The sequence below is a fragment of the Streptomyces xingningensis genome, assembly GCF_054957865.1.
Window position 1 is genome coordinate 13,185 of sequence record NZ_JBDJPF010000070.1, and the last position, 19,514, is coordinate 32,698.

Here is a 19,514-nt window from a genome sequence, read left to right on the forward strand (position 1 = left end):
CCGGATCCCCCGCGGCTAATCTCTCCCCATGACTGTGCATCTTGAGGTCGCCGAGGGCGTCGGCACCATTCGACTGGACCGTCCGCCGATGAACGCGCTGGACATCGCCACCCAGGACCGGCTGCGCGAACTGGCCGAGGAGGCGGCCCGGCGCACCGACGTGCGGGCCGTGGTGCTGTGGGGCGGTGAGAAGGTGTTCGCGGCCGGTGCGGACATCAAGGAGATGCAGATCATGGATCATGCCGCCATGGTCGACCGGTCCCGGGCCCTGCAGGACTCCTTCACCGCCGTCGCCCGCATCCCCAAGCCCGTGGTCGCCGCCGTCACCGGCTATGCCCTGGGCGGCGGTTGTGAGCTCGCGCTCTGCGCCGACTTCCGGATCGCCGCCGAGAACGCCAAGCTCGGCCAGCCGGAGATCCTGCTCGGCCTCATCCCCGGGGCCGGCGGAACCCAGCGGCTGGCGCGGCTGGTCGGCCCGTCCAAGGCCAAGGACCTCATCTTCACCGGCCGTCAGGTGAAGGCCGAAGAGGCGCTCGCCATCGGCCTGGTGGACCGGGTCGTGCCGGCCGCGGAGGTCCATGAGCAGGCACACGCCTGGGCGGCCCGGCTCGCCACCGGGCCCGCGATCGCGCTGCGCGCCGCGAAGGAGGCGGTGGACGCCGGGCTGGAGACCGACATCGACACCGGACTCGCCATTGAGCGCAACTGGTTCGCGGGCCTGTTCGCGACCGAGGACCGCGAGATCGGTATGCGCAGTTTTGTCGAGGACGGGCCCGGCAAGGCAAAGTTCAGCTGAACTCGGGCTTGCAATCCGGGCGTTGAGGGCCGGGTCGTGGGCGCGGGCACCGGCGGTTGCCTCTTGTGGGGGAATTCTTCCGGTCGGCCGCGCCCCTCGGAATGACCTTGTTCCATACGCTTGTCGCCTCTTCGAATGCCAGGGCCCGTCGCAGGTCAGCCCCGCTTTCCGGATCGCGGACGGGCCGCTGGCATATGTCGCGACAGCACCTTGGAACCAAGGCTTCCGCTCCGCTGAATCCAGTCGTTCCCCTCCATGGCGGCTTTTCGGCGGCCATGATGGGGTGCATGGCGGGCCTGGAGGGAACGGATCAGCCGCGGCACAGGATGGGCACGGCCCCTGCGCGGTGGACCCCGACCGTTGCGGATGAATCGGCGTTCAAGGCGCTTGAGCGCTATGGCAATCCCCACCTGGGGGAGGCCCGGCTGCCCTCTCGCCCCGAGTCCGCCGTCGCCGCCCGCCGGCTGACCCAGTCCGTCGCGCTGTTCCAGTGGGGGCTCTCGGCGCAGCTCGCCGAGCATGCGGTGCTGCTGGTCTCCGAGCTCGTCGGCAATGCCGTCCGGCACACCGGTGCGCGCTACTTCGGGCTGCGCATGCTGCGCCGCCGGGGCTGGATGCGGATGGAGGTGCGCGATCCCTCCCGGGGGCTGCCCTGCCTGCTGCCGGTGGGCGAGTTCGACACCAGCGGGCGCGGCCTGTTCCTGGTCGACCGGCTCTCGGACCGCTGGGGAGTGGATCTACTGGCGCGCGGCAAGACCACCTGGTTCGAGATGCGGATCGTGGATCGCTGACGGGCGTCACGCCGGCTCGCCACGCGAAGAGGCCCCCCATCCGTCGTGGTCCGACAGGCCGGGGGCCTCTTCGTGGCGCCGCGGAGAAGTCGGGGTGTGCTCCGCGGCGGTGTTGACGACGTGGCCCGGGTCAATGGGGGTCGTGGCTCCGACTATGGCAGACGGGACGCACGGACCCAAAGCGGCTATCGGGACATAAGCGGGCAATCTCCTCAGTGACTCTCGGCAATCAAAGGTGAGTTGTGACACTCACCTTTCATTCCATGAATAGATCGGATGCGCTTCCTATGTCTATGCATCCCTAGTCTGGTCCACATGGCGCCTGCGGACGGTGTTCACGGGGGTGTCCAAGGAAATGTGCCGTGCCTTTTGCCGTGCCGGTGCTTGCGGGCGGCCTTGACTCCGGGTGTCATGTCCTCGTCTTGAGCAGTGCCATGGACCGACAACGGACCCGGGAGCCCCCCCATGGACCAGAACCCCACCCCCGGCCTGCCCCGTCGCCGTGCCCTGGGCGGCGCCGCCACCCTCTTCGGGGCCGCGGCGCTCGGCATGGCCACCGCCTTCAGCGTCGGCCCCGCATCCTCCGCGGCCGACTCCGGCCGGCCCGGCTCCTCCCGGCCCGACGCCTATCCGCCCGCCCACTGGATACCGGCCAGCAGCGCCAACTACACGGCCTCCAGCCGCCCCCGCAGCTATCCGGTCGACTTCGTGGTCATCCATGTGACCCAGGAGACGTTCCCCGACACGATAAAGATCTTCCAGGACCCGCAGGCGAAGGTCTCGGCGCACTACCTGGTCGCCTCCGCCGACGGCTACGTCGGACAGTTCGTCCGCGAAAAGGACATCGCCTGGCACGCGGGCAACTGGGACTACAACACCCGCAGCATCGGAATCGAGCACGAGGGCTGGGTCGACCGCCCCGAGTACTTCACCGAGGCGATGTACCGCTCCTCGGCCACCCTCACCGCCGCCATCTGCGACCGCCATGGCATCCCCAGAACCCGGGAGCGCATCATCGGCCATGTCGAAGTGCCGGGCTCCACCCATACCGACCCCGGCCCCTACTGGGACTGGGGCCGTTATATGGACCTGGTGACCCAGGCCTGACCACCCGCCCCGTCGCCACCCCTCATCGCCACCCCCTGCGCTGCGCGCTCGCCCGCCGCCGCCCGTCATTGCACAGCAGGCACCGCCCCCAGCCCGGGGGCAGCGGATCCTCCTCGTCGCCGTACAGGGGATCCACGGCGCCCTTGGGGTGCAGCGCGCACCCCGTCGCGCCGTGCGCCGCGGCCAGGGCACGGCTCGCGGTCAGGGCGCGCTGCAGGGCGTCCAGCAGCTGCTCGGTCTCCTGGGGGGTGGGGGTTTCCTCGAGCGAGTAGGCGATGTCCGAAGCGGTGCGTAGCGCGCTGTGGAGTTCGCGCAGGTCTGCGTAACTCATGCCGGTGAGCGTACGCGCCACCACTGACAACGCCGCCCGCGCTCCGCTGCGGTACGGTCGGCGCCATGCCCGAAGCCCCCCAGTGCGTCATGGTGATGACCACCACCGACGGCGAGGAGTCCGCCCGGCGGCTCGCCGCCACGGCGATCGAGCACCACCTCGCCGCGTGCGCGCAGATCGACGGGCCCATCACCAGCGTCTACCAGTGGCAGGGCCGGGTCCGGACCGACCGTGAGTGGCGGGTGCTCTACAAGACCACGGACGCGCGGTACCCGGACCTGGAGCGCCACCTCAAGGCCGAACACCCCTATGACGTACCGGAGATCGTCGCGACGCCGATCACGGCGGGCAGCGACGACTATCTGGCCTGGCTGCGGCGGGAGACGCGGTCCTGAGACGGGGGCCGGTGACGGGCGGCGGGGGCTGGAGCGCCGCCGGGGCGCAGTACGGTCACGGCGACCACGAGCGCGGCCCCGACGAAGCCCGCGCCCACCCGGAAGGCGAGTTGGTAACCGCCGGTGAGAGCCTGGGCGTTGCCCGCCCCGCCCACCAGCAGGGAGTGGGTGCGCGAGGTCGCCAGGGTGCTCAGGATCGCCAGCCCGAAGGCGGCGCCGATCTGCTGCATGGTGTTGAACAGGCCGGAGGCGATCCCGGAGTCCTCGGGGGTGGCGGAGGACATGGCGAGGGTGGCCAGCGCGGGCATGGCCAGTCCGAAGCCGACCCCGAGCGGCAGCAGGGCGGGCAGTACGTCCGTCGGGTAGGCGCCGTCCGCCGCGACGAGGCTCAACAGGAGCAGGCCCGCGACGATCAGCAGGAGCCCGGGCAGCAGCACCCGGCGCGGGCCGAAGCGGGCGATCAGCCTGGGGGCGAGGCCGAGTGAGAGCGCGCCGATCGCCAACGGCACCGGGAGGATGCCGAGTCCGGTGTGCGTCTCGTCGAGGCCCAGCACCTTCTGCAGATAGAGCACCGTCAAGAATTGGAAGCTGAACATGCCCGCCACCATCAGGGCCTGCGCGACCATGGCTCCCGATGCGTTGCGGGAGCGGAACACCCGCAGCGGGACGAGCGGTTCGGCCGCCTTCGCCTGGCGGACGACGAACGCGGCGAGCAGTACGAGCGCGGCGGCGCCGAAGGCCAGGGTGTGGGGCGAGCCCCAGCCGTGGCCGGCGGTTCCGACGATGGTGTAGACGCCCAGCGTCAGCGCGGAGGTGACCAGCAGCGCTCCCACCGCGTCGATGCCCCGGCCGAACCCGGCACCCCGCTCGGCGGTGAGCACCCGCCCGGCCGGCAGCGCGGCCGCCAGCCCGATCGGCACATTGACGAAGAAGATCCAGTGCCAGTTGACGGTCTGGGTGAGCACACCGCCCACCAGCAGTCCGATCGAACCGCCCGCGGACTGGACGAAGCTGTAGACCCCGATGGCCTTCGCCCGCTCCTTGGCCTCGGGGAAGAGCGTGACCACCATCCCCAGGGTGCCGGCCGAGGTCACCGCGCCGCCCGCGCCCTGGAGGAAGCGGGAGGCCAGCAGCATGGGCGCGTTGACGGACAGGCCGCACAGCAGGGACGCGGCGGTGAACAGGGCCAGCCCGGTGACGAAGACGCGCTTGCGCCCGATCAGGTCGCCCAGCCGCCCCGCCAGCAGCAGCAGTCCGCCGAACGGGACCAGATAGGCGTTGACCACCCAGGCGAGGCCCGGGGCCGAGAAGCCGAGATCGCCCTGGATGGACGGCAGGGCCACATTGACGATCGTCCCGTCGAGAATGACCATCAACTGCCCGATGCACAGCACCGCCAGTGCCGGCCGGCGTGATCTTTGCATGAAGTGTTACCCCCTTGGTGCACGAGTTGTTACAGCGGTCATCTTCTGTAACCATGGCGTGCGACGGAAGGAGGCACTTTCGTGTCACACAGTCACAGCGATGTGTCCGACCAGGTCAATGAGGCCTGTCCGATCACCGAGGTGCTCGATCACGTCGCGGGCAAGTGGAGCATCGGCATCATCGTCGCCGCCGCCCAGGGCCCGGTGCGGTTCACCGAGTTGGAGCGCGCCGTCAAGGGCATCAGCCGTCGCATGCTCACCCTGAACCTGCGCAAGCTCGAACGCGACGGCCTGCTCATCCGTACCGTCCACCCCACGGTGCCGCCCAAGGTGGAGTACAGCCTCACACCGATGGCGCGCGAACTGCACTCCACGCTCACCGGACTGGTGGGCTGGGCCGAGCGGCACCGTGGATCGATCACCCGGGCCCGGGTGCGGTATGACGAGGCGGATGCGGGCGGGAAGGCGGCGGCGCTGCTCGGGGGTGGGTAACTGCACGCTGGGAAGTGTGTGCGAGGCAGGCTTAACACGATCGTGTGATGGTCGGCTTCTGGGCTTGCGGTGCCCTGGGCGGGCCGGGATAGCGTTGTCGTGTGATCTGGGACGCCGGGTGTGGTGCCAGCGTGCGGGGCCCCTGCTCCACCAGAGAGATGGTTCAGGGCCTCCCCGTCGCCTCTGACCATATCCACTGGCCAGGTCGTGAGGGACTCCGCCCTTCCGGACCGGACCACGGACAGGATCCGTGTCACCGCCCGGCTGCGAAAGCGGACGACCAGTACGCCCAACACCGTTCGGGGCGCGCCAGAGAGACGGACTCACTCCCGCTCACTGCCAAGGAACGGTTCGTAGCCATCAGCGCAGACGGCTCGGCGGGACTCCGGCGAACGTGCGTACCTCGCGGGAGAGATGGGCCTGGTCGGAGTAGCCGCAATGCTCGGCGACCGCCGCGAGGGCGCGGCCGCTCCGGGCGTCATCGGTGATCAGGGCAAGAGCCGTGCGGAACCGTAGGATCCGGGCTGCCGTCTTCGGCGCGCAACCGACCTGTTCCTGGAACAGCGCCTCCAGGCGACGCCTGCTGACGCCCACCTTGTCGGCAAGACGGCAGACCGGTATCCGTCCGGCGGACGCCTCAAGGTCGCGCCATGCCGCCACCGCGACGCACGACGGTTCGCGGCACCGGGTGATGCGGTCGAGGAGCAGCTCGTCGAGCAGCTTGAAGCGGATGGGCCAGTCGCTTGCCGAGGCCAGGCGGGGGGCGATCCACCGCAAGTGCACGGACTGGGACAGCTCGCTCAACCGGCACCAGCCGTTGGCCAGTTCGTACATCGGGATGCCCAGGAGCGCAAAGGCACCCGGGGGCGTCAGGAGGATCCCGACGCCGAAGTGGTGGCCGCTGACCTCCATCTCGCCGGGGCTGCCGATGAGGCCGTAGACCGGGTTGTCCATGGTGGGGCCCCGGCGGGCGGCGTCCTCCTCTATGGCGCGACGGCCGACGGGCTTGAAGTCGATCAGGATGATCGGGGCGGCGGTGGCGACGATTCTTCGTCGCACTGGGGGGCCTATGTGCTCGTCGTAGCCCAGATACGCCGAGACATAGGCGGAGAGCGCGGGGTGAGGTGGCTGGATCACGGACACATTGGACTGTCTTCGCCAGTTACCATTCACTATGTCCATGTCCCTGGCGTCCCTTCATTCCCACCAATCACTTGGAACTCGCACTGTAGTTGGCCGAGATCTGGGGTGCGCGGATTCCGTGGTGACGGCTCCGGGCGGGTGCCATGGGGGTGTCCTGCGTCGGGCGGTCCGTGTTGCCGGTGCATCTGGGCGGCAGACCGGGCGGAGTTGACGCCACGGCCGCCGTCCCCCCGTGCTCAACAAGGGGAACGGCGGCCGTTTTTCAGTGCGTCTCCCGGCCCGTCAGCACTCGATGACGTTGACCGCGAGGCCGCCCCGTGCCGTCTCCTTGTACTTGACCTTCATGTCCGCGCCCGTCTCCTTCATGGTCTTGATGACCTTGTCGAGGGAGACATGGTGGCGGCCGTCGCCCCGCAGGGCCATCCGGGCCGCGGTGACGGCCTTGGCCGAGGCCATGCCGTTGCGCTCGATGCAGGGGATCTGGACCAGGCCGCCGACCGGGTCGCAGGTGAGGCCGAGGTTGTGCTCCATGCCGATCTCGGCGGCGTTCTCGACCTGTTCGGGGCTGCCGCCCAGAACCTCGGCCAGACCGCCGGCGGCCATGGAGCAGGCGGAGCCGACCTCGCCCTGGCAGCCGACCTCGGCGCCGGAGATGGAGGCGTTCTCCTTGAAGAGCATGCCGATGGCGCCGGCGGCGAGGAGGAAGCGGACGACCCCGTCCTCATCCGCGCCGGGAACAAAGTTCATGTAGTAGTGCAGAACGGCCGGGATGATGCCGGCGGCGCCGTTGGTGGGGGCGGTGACGACGCGGCCGCCGGCGGCGTTCTCCTCGTTGACGGCCATGGCGTAGAGGGTGATCCACTCCATCGCATGGGCCTTGGGGTCGCCCTCGGCGCGCAGCTGGCGGGCCGAATGGGCGGCGCGGCGGCGGACCTTGAGGCCGCCGGGGAGGATGCCCTCGCGGGACATGCCGCGCGAGACGCAGGCCTGCATCACCCGCCAGATCTCCAGCAGGCCCTCGCGGATCTCGGCCTCGGTGCGCCAGGCCTTCTCGTTCTCCAGCATCAGGGCGGAGATGGACAGGCCGGTCTCGCGGGAGAGGCGCAGCAGCTCGTCGCCGGTGCGGAAGGGGTACTTCAGGACGGTGTCGTCGAGGACGATCCGGTCCGCGCCGACCGCGTCCTCGTCGATGACGAAGCCGCCGCCGACCGAGTAGTAGGTCTTCTCCAGCAGGGGTGCGCCGCTCTCGTCGTAGGCGAAGAGGGTCATGCCGTTGGCGTGGTACGGCAGGGACCGGCGGCGGTGCAGGATCAGCTGGGCGGGCTCGTCGAAGTCGATCTCGTGGGCGGAGCCGATCTCGGCGCCGAGCAGGCGCAGCCGTTTGGTGGTGCGGATGCGCGTGACCTCGTCGTCGGCGGTCTCCACATCGACGGTGCGGGGCGAGTGGCCCTCGAGGCCGAGCAGGACGGCCTTGGGGGTGCCATGGCCATGGCCGGTGGCGCCGAGGGAGCCGAAGAGCTCGGCTCTGACGGAGGTGGTCTGCGCGAGCAGGCCGTCCTTCTTCAGGCGGCCCGCGAACATCCGGGCGGCGCGCATCGGGCCCACCGTGTGGGAGCTGGACGGGCCTATGCCGATCGAGAAGAGATCGAATACGGAGATGGCCACGGTGGCAGCTCCTCGGGGGGTCGGTGGTGCGGAGGGTCACATGGTGCGGGGCACCGGGCCCACCTCTCAGTGTGCCTGGTGCCCCGCACCAACGGGTTGCCCCGTCCCAAGGGGTGGGCGGGGGCTTACGGCCAAGTCGTTACTTCAGTCCGGGGTACAGCGGGTGCTTGGCCACCAGGGCGGTGACGCGGCCGCGCAGGGTCTCGGTGTTGCAGGACGGCTTGAGCGCCTCGGCGATGATGTCGGCGACCTCGCGGAAGTCCTCCGTGGTGAAGCCGCGGGTGGCCAGCGCGGGGGTGCCGATGCGCAGGCCCGAGGTGACCATCGGGGGCCGCGGGTCGTTCGGGATGGCGTTGCGGTTGACCGTGATGCCGACCTCGTGGAGGCGGTCCTCGGCCTGCCGGCCGTCCAGCTCGGAGTTGCGCAGGTCGACCAGGACCAGGTGGACGTCCGTGCCGCCGGAGAGGACGGCGACGCCGGCCTGCTTGACGTCGTCCTGGGTCAGGCGCTCGGCCAGGATCCGGGCGCCCTCCAGGGTGAGCCGCTGGCGCTCCTTGAACTCCTCGCTCGCCGCGATCTTGAAGGAGACCGCCTTGGCCGCGATCACATGCTCCAGCGGGCCGCCCTGCTGACCGGGGAAGACCGCGGAGTTGATCTTCTTGGCCAGCTCGGCCGTGGAGAGGATCACACCGCCGCGCGGGCCGCCCAGCGTCTTGTGGGTGGTGGTGGTGACCACCTGCGCGTGCGGCACCGGGTTCGGGTGCAGCCCGGCGGCGACCAGGCCCGCGAAGTGGGCCATGTCGACCATCAGGTACGCGCCGACCTCGTCGGCGATCCGGCGGAAGGCCGCGAAGTCCAGCTGACGGGGGTAGGCGGACCAGCCGGCGACGATCAGCTTCGGGCGGTGCTCCTTGGCGAGGCGCTCGACCTCCTCCATGTCGACCAGGCTGGTCCGCTCGTCGACGTGGTAGGCGACCACGTGGTAGAGCTTGCCGGAGAAGTTGATCTTCATGCCGTGGGTGAGGTGCCCGCCGTGGGCGAGGTTCAGACCCAGGATGGTGTCGCCGGGGTTGAGCAGCGCGAACATCGCGGCAGCGTTGGCCTGCGCGCCGGAGTGCGGCTGGACATTGGCGTGCTCGGCGCCGAACAGCGCCTTGACCCGGTCGATGGCGATCTGCTCGACGACGTCGACGTGCTCACAGCCGCCGTAGTAGCGGCGGCCCGGGTAGCCCTCGGCGTACTTGTTGGTGAGGACCGAGCCCTGGGCCTCCAGGACGGCGACCGGAGCGAAGTTCTCCGAGGCGATCATCTCGAGGGTGGACTGCTGGCGGTGGAGTTCGGCGTCGACGGCGGCGGCGACGGCGGGGTCGAGCTCATGGAGGGAGCTGTTGAGAAGCGACATGAGTTCTTCCTGGACGGGGAGGAGGGAGGCAGGGTCAGCCGGCGAAGTCCGTGTACTCGTCGGCGGACAGCAGGTCCGCCGGCTCGTCCGTGATCTTCACCTTGAACAGCCAGCCGCCCTCGAAGGGGGCGGAGTTCACCAGCGCGGGGTCGTCCACGACGTCCTGATTGGCCGCGGTGACCTCACCCGTGACCGGGGCGTACAGGTCGCTGACCGACTTGGTCGACTCCAGCTCGCCACAGGTCTCGCCCGCGGAGACCGTGCTGCCCACCTCGGGGAGCTGGGCGTAGACGACGTCACCGAGCGCGTTGGCCGCGAACTCGGTGATGCCGACCGTCGAGATGCCGTTCTCGTCGGCGGCCGACAGCCACTCGTGCTCCTTGGTGTAGCGCAGCTGCTGGGGGTTGCTCATGGGTCGATTCTCCTGTACGTACCGGGATGCTTGTGCAAGGGGTCTTGCGGAGTGAGATGAGTGGGGTTCAGCGGGCCCGCCGGTAGAAGGGCAGGGCCACCACCTCGTACGGCTCGTGGCTGCCGCGGATGTCCACGGCCACGCCCGCCGTGCCGGGCGCGGCGTGGGACGCGTCCACATAGGCGATCGCGATCGGCTTGCCCAGCGTGGGGGAGGGGGCGCCCGAGGTGACCTCGCCGATGATCTCGCCGCCCGCGACCACCGGATACCCGGCGCGCGGCACCCGGCGGCCGGTGGCGATCAGGCCGACCAGCTTGCGGGGTGGGGCGGTCTCGGCGCGCTCGGCCGCGGCCTCGAGCGCCGCGCGGCCGACGAAGTCGCCGGGCTTGTCGAACTTCACGACCCGGCCGAGCCCCGCGTCGAACGGCGTGGTCGCCGTGGTCAGCTCGTGTCCGTACAGCGGCATGCCCGCCTCCAGGCGCAGGGTGTCCCGGCAGGAGAGTCCGCAGGGCACCAGGCCCGCTTCGGCCCCCGCCTCGGTCAGTGCCTGCCACAGCTTCTCGGCGTCGCCGGGTGCGACAAACAGCTCGAAGCCGTCCTCGCCGGTGTAGCCGGTACGGGCGATGAGCGCGGGCACGCCCGCGACCGTGCCGGGCAGGCCCGCGTAGTACTTCAGGCCGTCCAGGTCGGCGTCGGTGACGGAGGCCAGGATGCCGGGGGCGGCGGGGCCCTGGACCGCGATGAGGGCGTAGCCGTCGCGGTCGTCGCGCACCTCGGTGTCGAAGCCCGTGGCCCGTTCGGTGAGCGCGTCCAGCACCACCTGGGCGTTGGAGGCGTTGGCCACCACCAGGTACTCCGCTTCGCCCAGGCGGTAGACGATCAGGTCGTCCAGAATGCCGCCCTCGGCGTCGCAGATCATGGTGTAGCGGGCGCGGCCGACCGCCAGCGCGGAGAGGTTGCCGACCAGCGCGTGGTCCAGGGCCTGCCCGGCCTGGGGGCCGGTGAGGGTGATCTCGCCCATGTGCGAGAGGTCGAAGAGCCCGGCGCGCTCGCGGACGGCGAGATGCTCGTCACGCTCGCTGCCATAGCGCAGGGGCATGTCCCAGCCCGCGAAGTCGGTCATGGTGGCGCCCAGCGCGCGGTGCAGCGAATCAAGGGCAGTGCGGCGGGGGACAGCGGTCATGGATGGGCTCCCGGGCAGACGTCGCGAAGATCGGCCTCCCCATCTGTCATCGGAACCTGAGAGGTTCACCGAAAGCCCGGTGCGGGCTCCGGCTTGCACCTTGGGTGGGACCGCGCATGGCGGCCCGCTTTTCAGATCTGCCTCATCCACGCGGTGCGGGGCCTGAGAGATTCAAGGGAGGAACTTGCTCCTTCGGCGCCCGGCGCACAGCGTGCGGCCGGGACTCTCCCGCGCGGATTCGAGCGGCCGGTATGCAGTTGGCGCCATTCGGCGCGCACATCATTGCACGTACGGGCGTGCGACGGACCGCCCGAGGGCCATCAATTTCTTTCGCCTTCGCTTTGCCTTTCCGGGGGAACGTTCTGGACCGGGCGGTGGAGAGAGGTGATCTCGATGCGTGGGCCGGAGGTAATGGACCTGCGCGGTGCGGCCCGGCTCCCCGGGGAGCTGCGGTATGCGCCCGGTGATCTGCTGGTGGTCTCCGGGCTGCCGGGCAGCGGCAAGACGACACTGATGCGGCGGGTGGTGTCCGGGTCCGTCCATGGCGTGGACTCGCAGGACACCCGGAGGCGGCTGGAGCGCCTGATCCCGCCGTGGCTGCCGCTGCCGTACGGCCTCTACCGTCCACTGGTGCGGCTGGCGCACTACCTGGTCCTGCGGCGGGTGCTGCGCTCGGGCACCAGCGCGGTGGTGCACGACAGCGGGCGGTTCAGCCTGGTGCGGCGGATGCTCGCGCGGGAGGCGCGGCGGCGGGACACGGCCATGCATCTGCTGTTGCTGGTGGTGGAGCCGGAGACCGCGCTGGCCGGGCAGGCGGCGCGGGGGAGGACGGTGTCGGCGTACGCGTTCGCGCGTCACCGGCGCGCGGTGACGCGCCTGGTCGCCCAGGTGTCCGGCGGCAGGCCGCCGCCGGGCACGGCCTCGGCGGTCCTGCTGGACCGGGCGGGGGCGGACGCCCTGCGGACGGTCGGCTTCGGCGGCACCGGAGCGCGCGCTGCCGACCCCGCGTCAGGCCGCGGCCGCGCGGAGCCCGGCGACCCGCCCAGCGGCCCGGCCGGGCCCAGCCGTTAAGGTGCGGGTGCGGTTGTGACGAGACGGCGGTTGGAACAGATGAGCATCCCCGAGCAGTACCGGGGCGGAGCCCCCAGATGGCCCGCCAATGCCCTCGAAGAGGTCCTCGCCGCCTCGCTGGGCGTGCCCGACGCGGGCCCGCGCATCGTCGAGGCGCTCGGCCGCAGCGCGCTGTGGATCCCGCTGCCGAACGGCGGCGGGCCCGCCGACCCCGACCTGGACCTGCCCACGCTGGAAATCGGCGGCGCGGCCTATGTGCCCGTCTTCAGCTCCGAGGAGCAGTTCCGGCATGTCGCCGGGGACCGGATGCCCCGCACCGTGGCACCCGCCGTCGAGTTCGCCCGCGGACTGCCGCCGCAGGTGGGCATCGTGGTCAACCCCGAGGGCACCGTCGCGGTGCCGCTGCCGCCCGCCGCCGTGGCCGAGCTGTGCCGGACCGGCCGCACCCGCCTCGAGGGGGAGCCCACCGGCGGCCGGGTACGCCTCCACCAGCCCGACTGGCAGGACGAGCCCACCGCCTTCCTCGCCGCCGCCGGGCTCGAGTTCGGCTCCGTCCCGCCGGTCCGCACCGCGCGCCGGGCGCTGGCCTCCGTCGAGGGCGGAGCGCCGGCCCTGTTCGTCGGCGTCGAACTCGACCTCCCCGACGACGAGAGCCGCGCCGCCGCCCTGGCCGCCCTCGGCCGCGCGCTCGGGTCGGTCCCGGTGCCCTGGCCCGTACAGCTGGTCTTCCTCGACGTCGCCCAGGACCCGGTCGCCGACTGGATGCTGACCCGGGTCCGGCCGTTCTACGACCGTGACCGGTGACCGCTGCCCTGTCAGCCGTCGCCTCGTAAGCTGGTTGGACGACCGCGCGGGCCGCGCGGCGGAAACGGCCGGGAGAAGGGGCGGACCCAGGTGAGCGCGGGCGCGGAGAGCGGCGTGGAGCAGGTGCTGCGCCAAGTGGCGCCCGGGCGGTACGACGCCTATGAGGCGCTGCTGCATGCCGTCGCCGAGGACCGGATCTGGATGCTCCTGTGGCACGGCCAGGCGGGCTCGCCCGACGCCCAGTACGGAAACATGGAGGTCGACGGCCTGGGCTACGCCCCCTGTGTGACCTCGCCCGCCGAGCTCGCCGCCAGCGGCTGGAACCGCGCCCACGAGATCGTCCCCGGCCGTGCCCTGGCCGCCTCCCTCTACCCCGGCCGCTGGGGCCTGTGGCTCAACCCGCATGCGCCCGGCGGCGGCGTCGGCATCCCCTGGCTCGACCTGCGCCGGATCACCGGCGGCCTGGACCGGCTGCCCGCCGGGCCGCTGCGGCTGAGCGAACCGGCCGCCGGCCAGGGCGACGCCCCGCGGTTCTACGAGCTGCTCGCCCACCACGCCCAGCGCACCCCCGCGGTGCGGGCGCTGCGCCGTGCATGGGTGCGCCCGGCGCTGGGGGCCGAGTATCTGGCGATCGGTCTGGATCTGTACGACACCTCCCAGGCCACCGTGGAAGCGGTGCGGTTGATGATGCGTCAGTCGATCGGTGCGCTGCCGGAGGGGGTGCCGGTGTCCACGGTGGCGATGTCGGACGAGTACGATCCGGTCGCCATGTGGATGCGGGCGAACACCCGGCCCTTCTACGAGCAGACGGGACACCGGGTCCCCTCGCCCGCTCCCGCGGCGGGATACGGGTATCCGCAGGGACCGGGGTAGGGGGTGTCCGCCCGGTCAGGTGCCCGAACTCTCAGGTGCCCGAGGGGTTTTGCCAGGTCAGGTCAGGTCGGGCCAGGTCCGGTCCGGCCAGGTCAGGGCGAAGGGCGATCGCGAGGGGCGGTAGCCGGTCGCCGTGTAGATGTCCAGGGCGAGTCGCCGGGAGGACGACGCCGCCTCGTGCCCGCCGCCCTCCGCGTGGGCCAGTGCGGCGACCGCGTGCGCCTGGCCCTCCTGTATCCCCAGCCGTGATGCCCGGGCCAGCGCCAGCGCCCGGTCGGTGTAGGCCAGCGCCTCCGGCAGCCCGCCGAGGCGGGTGGCGGAGACGGCGCACCCCAGCAGGGCCATGGTGTGCCCCTTGCGGTAGCCGATCTCCTCGGCGGTCCGGCCGGCCGCCCGGAAGTGCTCCAGGGCCCGGTCGAATTGCCGGAGCCGGTGGCGCGCGTGGCCCAGGGCGAACGACGCGGTGAAGGCCGACCGCGGCCGTCCGGCGGTCCGCCCGGCCTTCAGCGCGGCAAGGCCGTGCCGCAGGGCCTCCCGTCCGTCTCCCGTCTCACAGGCGACCAGCGCGAGTTGGCTCAGCGCCTCCGCCTCACCGGCGAGATTGCCCAGCGCCCGGAACGCCTGGCGGGCTTCCTCCGCGAGCCGCCGGGCCTCCTCCGGGCGCCCCAGGTCGGAGGCGATCAGCGCGAGGGAATTGCGTGCCCTGGCCGCGGCGTCGGTGGCGCCGATCTCCTGGCAGCAGGTCAGCGCCCGGCGGCCCAGCCGGTCCGCCTCCGCCAACTGCCCCAGGCTGTGCAGCGTGCTGCTCAGCCCCTGCAGCGTGGGAGCCTGCCAACGGCCGTGCCCCAGCGCCCTGATGATCGCGAGGGCCTCGGTGTAGTGCGCGGCGGCGCGGTTCAGGTCGCCGAGGTCCGCGAGGATCCCGGCGAGGTTCGACAGGGTCGCGGCCTCGTACTCCCGCCATCCGGCGTCCCGGGCCAGGCTCAGCGCCCGCTCGAAGTGACGCACGCTCTGGCCGGTCCTGCCGACGGTGAAGCAGGCGAGCCCCAGGCTCTGGTGCCCGGTGGCCTGACCACGCGGGTCATGGGCGCGCTCGGCGGCCTCCAGGGCCGCCCGGGCGGTGGCCTGCCAGCTCCCGGATCTCCGGTGCATCCAGAAGTAGCCGCGCAGCGCATCGGCGAGGAACCAGCCGGCCGGGTCCGTGGTGCCGACGGCGGTGGCGGCGGCGATCAGCGCGATCAGATCCGGGAACTCGGCATCGAGCCAAGCCGCCGCCTCCTGCGGGCCGTTGAACTCCACGGCGGGCGGAATCCCGGCCGGGTCGTCGTCGGGCGGCAGCTTGAGGCGGAGTATCTGCGGGTACAGGGTGCGGGCCGCCGCGTCGGCGGTGGCCAGGTACCAGCGCAGCAGCCGGCGCCGGGCGGCCGACCGGTCCCCGGCCGGCTCCTCCGCCTCGGCGAGCGAGCCGGCGTACTGGCGGATCAGGTCGTGCAGTTGGAAGCGGCCGCAGCCATCGGGCTCCACCAGGTGTTCGGCGAACAGCGTGTCCAGGAGCCGGGAGGTCTCGGCGCGGGACAGCCCGGCGAGCGCGGCCGCCGCCGTCACCGTGGTGGACGAGCCGGGCAGCAGCCCCAGCAGCCGGAACAGCCTGCGCACCGCGGGCGCCAGCCGTCGGTAGGAGAGCTCGAAGGCCGGGCGCACCGCGGAGTCGGGATCGCCCTGCACGGCCAGGCCCTCCAGCGGATCCCCGGAGCGGACCAGGACGGCGTAGTCGGCGATCCGGCACCGCGGATGCATGGTGAGGTTGGCCGCGGTGATCCGCAGCGCGAGGGGCGAGCGGCCGCAGAGCAGGACGAGGTCCGAGACGGCCCCGGGCTCATCGGCGGCCCGGCCGGAGCCGATGATCCCGCCCAGCAGCGCCTCGGCGTCACCGGGGGACAGCGGCCCGAGCGTCAGGACCCCCGCGGCATGGCCGGCGATCAGGGCCCCGAGCCGGTTCCGGCTGGTGACCAGGGCCAGGCTGCCGGGGGCGGCGGGCAGCAGCGGACGCACCTGCCGGGCGCACTCGGCGTTGTCGAGCACGATGAGGACCCGGCGTCCGGCCAGGGTCTGTTGGTACAGCTCGGCCAGCTCGGTCTCGTCGGCCGGCAGCCGCGCCCCGTCGACACCGAGCGAGCGCAGCAGCACCGCCTGGGCTTCCGGGGGGTTCAGCGGGCTGTCCCGGGAGTGGCCGCGCAGATCGATGAACAACTTCCCGTCCTCGAAGGCGGCTTCACCGTGCCGGGCCCAGTGCAGGGCCAGTGCGGTCTTGCCGTTCCCGGCGGCGCCGACGATCGCCACCACACCGGATCCGTCCATGGCTTCCTCGGCGAGTGCGGCCAGCTGCTCGAGCTCCCGGGTCCTGCCGATGAAGGTGCCGGCCGGGGAACGCCCGCACAGCAGGGGGGACTCGGGGGGCCGGTGGCCGGCCGCGGTACCGGAGCGGGGCAGGACGTCCCGCTTCTGCCACCGGTTTCCGTCCAGGCCGGGGGGTGGCGGGGTGGCGTGCAGCACCGACTGGTGCGCCTTGCGCAGGTCGGTGCCCGGGTCCAGGCCGAGGTCCGCGGCCAGCCGGAGCCGGGTCTCCTCATAGACCCGCAATGCCTCGTCCCGGTGGCCCGACTGATGAAGGGCGAGCATCCGGAGCGTCGCCAGGCGTTCATGGTGCGGGTGGTCCACGGCGAGTCCGGCGAGTTCCTGGTGCACGGTGGTGTGCAGGCCGAGGGCCAGCCGGGCCTCCGCGTGCAGCAGCGCGGCCGACAGGCGTGTCTCATCGGTGCGGATGCCAAGCCGCCGGACGAGATCCTCCGAGGCGCTGCCGTCCAGCACCGGACCGCCCCATTCCGCCAGTGCCCGGTCGAGCAGTTGGGAGCACTCCGCGGGGTGGTCGGCCCGCTCGGCCCGGTGCAGCAGCGACCGGAAGCGATGGAGGTCGACGGCGGCGGGGTCTCCTTCGAGTACGTATGACTCCGGCCCGTTTGAGATGGCGAAGCCATGCTGGGCGGCTCCGGACTGGGCGAAGCGCCTGCGGAGCCGGGATATGTGCACCTGCAGGCTGTTCCGGGAACTCGCGGGCGGTTTTTCCCCGTTCCACAGCAGTTCAAGGAGTCTGTTCACCCGGAACGGCCGCCCCGGGTCGAGCAACAGCAGGCCGAGCAGCAGCCGTTCCCGGCGCCGGCCGATGTGCAGCGACTCGCCGTCCAGCAGCCAATCGACGCCCCCGAGGACCTTGAAGCACATTCCGCCGGTGTTCATAACAGGTGATCCTGATCAGGCGCCGCCCGGGCTGGCAAGGGTTTGGCAAGGGCCTGGCCAGCCGATGGCCGGAAACCGCTGTTAAACCTCATGGGCACGACGCGCACAGGAGGTTGCCAGCATGCACACGGACATGGAGTACCGGGTTCTCGGTGTGGTCGAGGTCCATGCCGGACCGGCCCGGGTTCCGCTCAGCGGCAAGCAGCGTTCCCTGCTCGCCGCGCTCCTGCTGCATCCCGGTCCGACGGTGGGCAACGCCCGCCTGGTGGACGCGGTGTGGGGGAGGCCGCTGCCCGCCGCGCCGGAGGCCCGGCTGCGCACCCTGGTGTCCCAGCTGCGGAGGTCCTTCGCCCGGGTGCGCAGGGCGCCCATCGTCACCAGGCCCTCCGGCTATCTGCTGGACCTCGGGAGCGACCGGCTGGACCTGCGGATGTTCCACTCCGGGGTCGAGCAGGCGCGTGCCCACACCGACAGCCGGCCGCAAACCGCGATCGCCCGGTATGACGAGGCGCTCGCGCTGTGGCGGGGCCCCGCGCTGGGTGGCACCGACGGGCCGTTCGCCGAGGGAGAGGCGGCGCGGCTGGAGGAGCTGAGGATGTCCGTCCGGGAGGAGCGGGTGGGCGTGCTGCTGGATCTGGGGCGGTGTGCGGAGGCGGTCGACGAACTCGGCCACTTGGTCGCCGGGCACCCCCTGCGGGAGCGCCTGCACGCCCAGTTGATGCTGGCCCTGCACCGGAGCGGGCGGCGGGGCGAGGCGCTGGAGGTCTATCGCCGGCTGCGCGACAGGCTGGTGGCCGAGCTGGGCATCGAGCCGATGGCCGAGGTGCGCTGGCTGCAGCAGGCGATCCTGGCCGATGACCCCGATCTGGTTGCCGCGGCGGGAGTGCGGCTCCCCATGGAGTGAGGGCGCCGGTCGGCCGGGTCCCCGGCCGTACCACCGGAACCAAGTGCCCCGGGTTTCCCCGGGGTTGCCTCCGATCAGCGAACGCGGGTGTCCGCATAACGGATCCTGGCCCGGTACCTGCTCGGTACATCACGGTTGCGCATCCATTGCCGGTCAGGTCTGGCGGGTGATCGCAAACGCGTTGAAGACTCCCGCAACAAGCATCGTCTGTTTTCCGCGTTCGACGGTGTACGACCTGCTCTGTTTGTACTTCCCGCACCACAGCACCACTTGCACCAGTGATGTGAACCAGCCGCTCAAGCGGTAGGCGTGGCCCGGCTTTTCGCCGGTCGAGAGGGGTCCCCCAACGATGACGGCACCATTGCCCGATACCGGCACGACCGAACCTTCGGTCGTCGCCGACGCCGGTGTTCCGGCCAAGGCCATCGAGGGCCGCTCCCCATGGCGCATCGCCTGGACGCGGCTCAAGCGCGACAAATGGGCACTCGGCGGCGGGATCGTCGTGCTGCTGCTGATCCTGGTCGCGATCTTCGCTCCGGTCATCGTGGACTGGTTCGGCCATCCGCCGAACGACTACCACGAGGACCAGATCGACCCCCTCTTCGGCACCCCCAAGGGTTCCTGGGGCGGCATCAACGGGGACTATCTCTTCGGAGTCGAGCCGGTCAACGGCCGCGACGTCTTCAGCCGCGTCGTCTACGGCGCCCGGGTCTCGCTGCTGGTCGCCTTCCTCTCCGCGGTCGTCGCCGTGCTGATCGGTACGGTCGCGGGCGTCATCGCGGGCTACTTCGGCGGCTGGGTCGACACCGTCATCAGCCGGGTCATGGATGCCCTGCTGGCCTTCCCCCAGCTGCTGTTCATCATCGCGCTGGTCTCCGTGGTGCCCAACGAACTGTGGGGACTGTCGGGGACCGGGGTGCGAATGGCCGTGCTGATCGTGGTGATCGGCTTCTTCGGCTGGCCCTATGTGGGCCGCATCGTCCGCGGGCAGACGCTGTCGCTCAGAGAGCGCGAATACGTCGAGGCGGCGCGCAGCCTGGGCGCGGGGCGGAGCTACATCCTCTTCCGCGAGCTGCTGCCCAACCTGGTCGCGCCGATCACCGTGTACGCCACGCTGATGATCCCGACCAATGTGCTCACCGAGGCCGCCCTGAGCTTCCTCGGCGCCGGCGTCAAGTCGCCGACGTCCTCCTGGGGACAGATGCTCTCCAAGGCGGTCCAGACCTATGAGGCCGACCCGATCTTCATGATCATTCCGGGTGTCGCCATCTTCATCACCGTGCTGGCGTTCAACCTCCTCGGCGACGGCGTGCGGGACGCACTGGACCCCAAGGGATCGCGCTAGTGCCGCGTCAGCCAGGGTTCGCCCCAAAAGGAGCGGCGTCCGGTGCGTGCTCTCGGCGTGCCGGCCGGAAGACTCGTACTGG

General features: G+C 71.4%; 18 protein-coding genes and 1 riboswitch. Of the genes, 10 read left to right on the forward strand and 8 right to left on the reverse strand.

Annotated features, from left to right (window positions below; translation table 11 throughout):
* Positions 1-28: 28 nt before the first annotated feature.
* The 3 genes from ABCR83_RS27815 (at position 29) to ABCR83_RS27825 (ending at position 2,694) form a co-directional block, all read left to right on the forward strand.
* The gene (locus tag ABCR83_RS27815; RefSeq protein ID WP_462697963.1) at positions 29-796 is read left to right on the forward strand and encodes an enoyl-CoA hydratase/isomerase family protein; all 768 of its coding nucleotides are present in this window, start codon (positions 29-31) and stop codon (positions 794-796) included.
* A gap of 287 nt (positions 797-1,083) precedes the next feature.
* Positions 1,084-1,587, forward strand: coding sequence for an ATP-binding protein (locus ABCR83_RS27820; RefSeq protein WP_462697964.1), 504 nt, complete (start codon positions 1,084-1,086; stop codon positions 1,585-1,587).
* Between the two features lie 465 nt (positions 1,588-2,052).
* The gene (locus ABCR83_RS27825; RefSeq protein WP_462697965.1) at positions 2,053-2,694 is read left to right on the forward strand and encodes an N-acetylmuramoyl-L-alanine amidase; all 642 of its coding nucleotides are present in this window, start codon (positions 2,053-2,055) and stop codon (positions 2,692-2,694) included.
* 22 nt (positions 2,695-2,716) lie between these two features.
* Here ABCR83_RS27825 and ABCR83_RS27830 read toward each other — a convergent pair whose 3' ends face one another.
* On the reverse strand, positions 2,717-3,025 hold the full coding sequence (locus ABCR83_RS27830) for a hypothetical protein (protein ID WP_462697966.1): 309 nt from the start codon (positions 3,023-3,025) through the stop codon (positions 2,717-2,719).
* Between the two features lie 65 nt (positions 3,026-3,090).
* Here ABCR83_RS27830 and cutA point away from each other — a divergent pair, with 65 nt between their 5' ends.
* On the forward strand, positions 3,091-3,420 hold the full coding sequence (cutA, locus tag ABCR83_RS27835; protein WP_462697967.1) for a divalent-cation tolerance protein CutA: 330 nt from the start codon (positions 3,091-3,093) through the stop codon (positions 3,418-3,420).
* Here the strand turns inward: cutA and ABCR83_RS27840 are convergent.
* On the reverse strand, positions 3,384-4,844 hold the full coding sequence (locus ABCR83_RS27840; protein ID WP_462697968.1) for an MFS transporter: 1,461 nt from the start codon (positions 4,842-4,844) through the stop codon (positions 3,384-3,386). The genes cutA and ABCR83_RS27840 overlap by 37 nt on opposite strands.
* A gap of 81 nt (positions 4,845-4,925) precedes the next feature.
* Between ABCR83_RS27840 and ABCR83_RS27845 the strand changes: the two genes are divergently transcribed.
* Positions 4,926-5,336 carry a winged helix-turn-helix transcriptional regulator gene (locus ABCR83_RS27845; protein WP_462697969.1) on the forward strand — a complete coding sequence of 137 codons (411 nt, stop codon included), beginning with the start codon at positions 4,926-4,928 and terminating at the stop codon, positions 5,334-5,336.
* A 360-nt stretch (positions 5,337-5,696) separates the two neighbouring features.
* On the opposite strand, the gene ABCR83_RS27850 is transcribed toward ABCR83_RS27845, so the two are convergent.
* The 5 genes from ABCR83_RS27850 to gcvT all read right to left on the reverse strand — a co-directional run bounded on the left by ABCR83_RS27850 (position 5,697) and on the right by gcvT (position 11,141).
* Complete coding sequence (locus tag ABCR83_RS27850) at positions 5,697-6,473, reverse strand: helix-turn-helix domain-containing protein (protein WP_462697970.1); 777 nt, start codon at positions 6,471-6,473, stop codon at positions 5,697-5,699.
* Between the two features lie 288 nt (positions 6,474-6,761).
* Positions 6,762-8,144: an L-serine ammonia-lyase gene (locus ABCR83_RS27855; RefSeq protein WP_462697971.1), complete on the reverse strand. Its 1,383-nt coding sequence runs from the start codon at positions 8,142-8,144 to the stop codon at positions 6,762-6,764.
* A 139-nt stretch (positions 8,145-8,283) separates the two neighbouring features.
* Positions 8,284-9,546 (reverse strand): serine hydroxymethyltransferase, encoded by a 1,263-nt coding sequence (gene glyA / locus ABCR83_RS27860; protein WP_462697972.1) that lies wholly within the window; start codon positions 9,544-9,546, stop codon positions 8,284-8,286.
* A gap of 34 nt (positions 9,547-9,580) precedes the next feature.
* Positions 9,581-9,958 (reverse strand): glycine cleavage system protein GcvH, encoded by a 378-nt coding sequence (gcvH, locus tag ABCR83_RS27865; protein ID WP_462697973.1) that lies wholly within the window; start codon positions 9,956-9,958, stop codon positions 9,581-9,583.
* 67 nt (positions 9,959-10,025) lie between these two features.
* Entirely contained in the window at positions 10,026-11,141 is a 1,116-nt protein-coding gene (gene gcvT, locus ABCR83_RS27870) for a glycine cleavage system aminomethyltransferase GcvT (RefSeq protein WP_462697974.1), read from the reverse strand.
* A gap of 141 nt (positions 11,142-11,282) precedes the next feature.
* Positions 11,283-11,382: riboswitch (glycine riboswitch) on the reverse strand.
* A 152-nt stretch (positions 11,383-11,534) separates the two neighbouring features.
* Between gcvT and ABCR83_RS27875 the strand changes: the two genes are divergently transcribed.
* The 3 genes from ABCR83_RS27875 (at position 11,535) to ABCR83_RS27885 (ending at position 13,889) form a co-directional block, all read left to right on the forward strand.
* Positions 11,535-12,212 (forward strand): AAA family ATPase, encoded by a 678-nt coding sequence (locus ABCR83_RS27875; protein ID WP_462697975.1) that lies wholly within the window; start codon positions 11,535-11,537, stop codon positions 12,210-12,212.
* 39 nt (positions 12,213-12,251) lie between these two features.
* A complete protein-coding gene (locus tag ABCR83_RS27880) occupies positions 12,252-13,016 on the forward strand; it encodes an enhanced serine sensitivity protein SseB (RefSeq protein WP_462697981.1) in 765 nt (254 codons plus the stop codon).
* A gap of 90 nt (positions 13,017-13,106) precedes the next feature.
* Positions 13,107-13,889, forward strand: coding sequence for an enhanced serine sensitivity protein SseB C-terminal domain-containing protein (locus tag ABCR83_RS27885; RefSeq protein WP_462697976.1), 783 nt, complete (start codon positions 13,107-13,109; stop codon positions 13,887-13,889).
* A gap of 57 nt (positions 13,890-13,946) precedes the next feature.
* On the opposite strand, the gene ABCR83_RS27890 is transcribed toward ABCR83_RS27885, so the two are convergent.
* Positions 13,947-17,183, reverse strand: a complete 3,237-nt coding sequence (locus tag ABCR83_RS27890; protein WP_462697977.1) for an AfsR/SARP family transcriptional regulator — start codon at positions 17,181-17,183, stop codon at positions 13,947-13,949.
* A gap of 121 nt (positions 17,184-17,304) precedes the next feature.
* Between ABCR83_RS27890 and ABCR83_RS27895 the strand changes: the two genes are divergently transcribed.
* Both ABCR83_RS27895 and ABCR83_RS27900 read left to right on the forward strand, forming a co-directional pair.
* Entirely contained in the window at positions 17,305-18,087 is a 783-nt protein-coding gene (locus tag ABCR83_RS27895) for an AfsR/SARP family transcriptional regulator (RefSeq protein ID WP_462697978.1), read from the forward strand.
* A 349-nt stretch (positions 18,088-18,436) separates the two neighbouring features.
* Entirely contained in the window at positions 18,437-19,432 is a 996-nt protein-coding gene (locus ABCR83_RS27900) for an ABC transporter permease (RefSeq protein ID WP_462697979.1), read from the forward strand.
* Positions 19,433-19,514 lie beyond the last annotated feature (82 nt).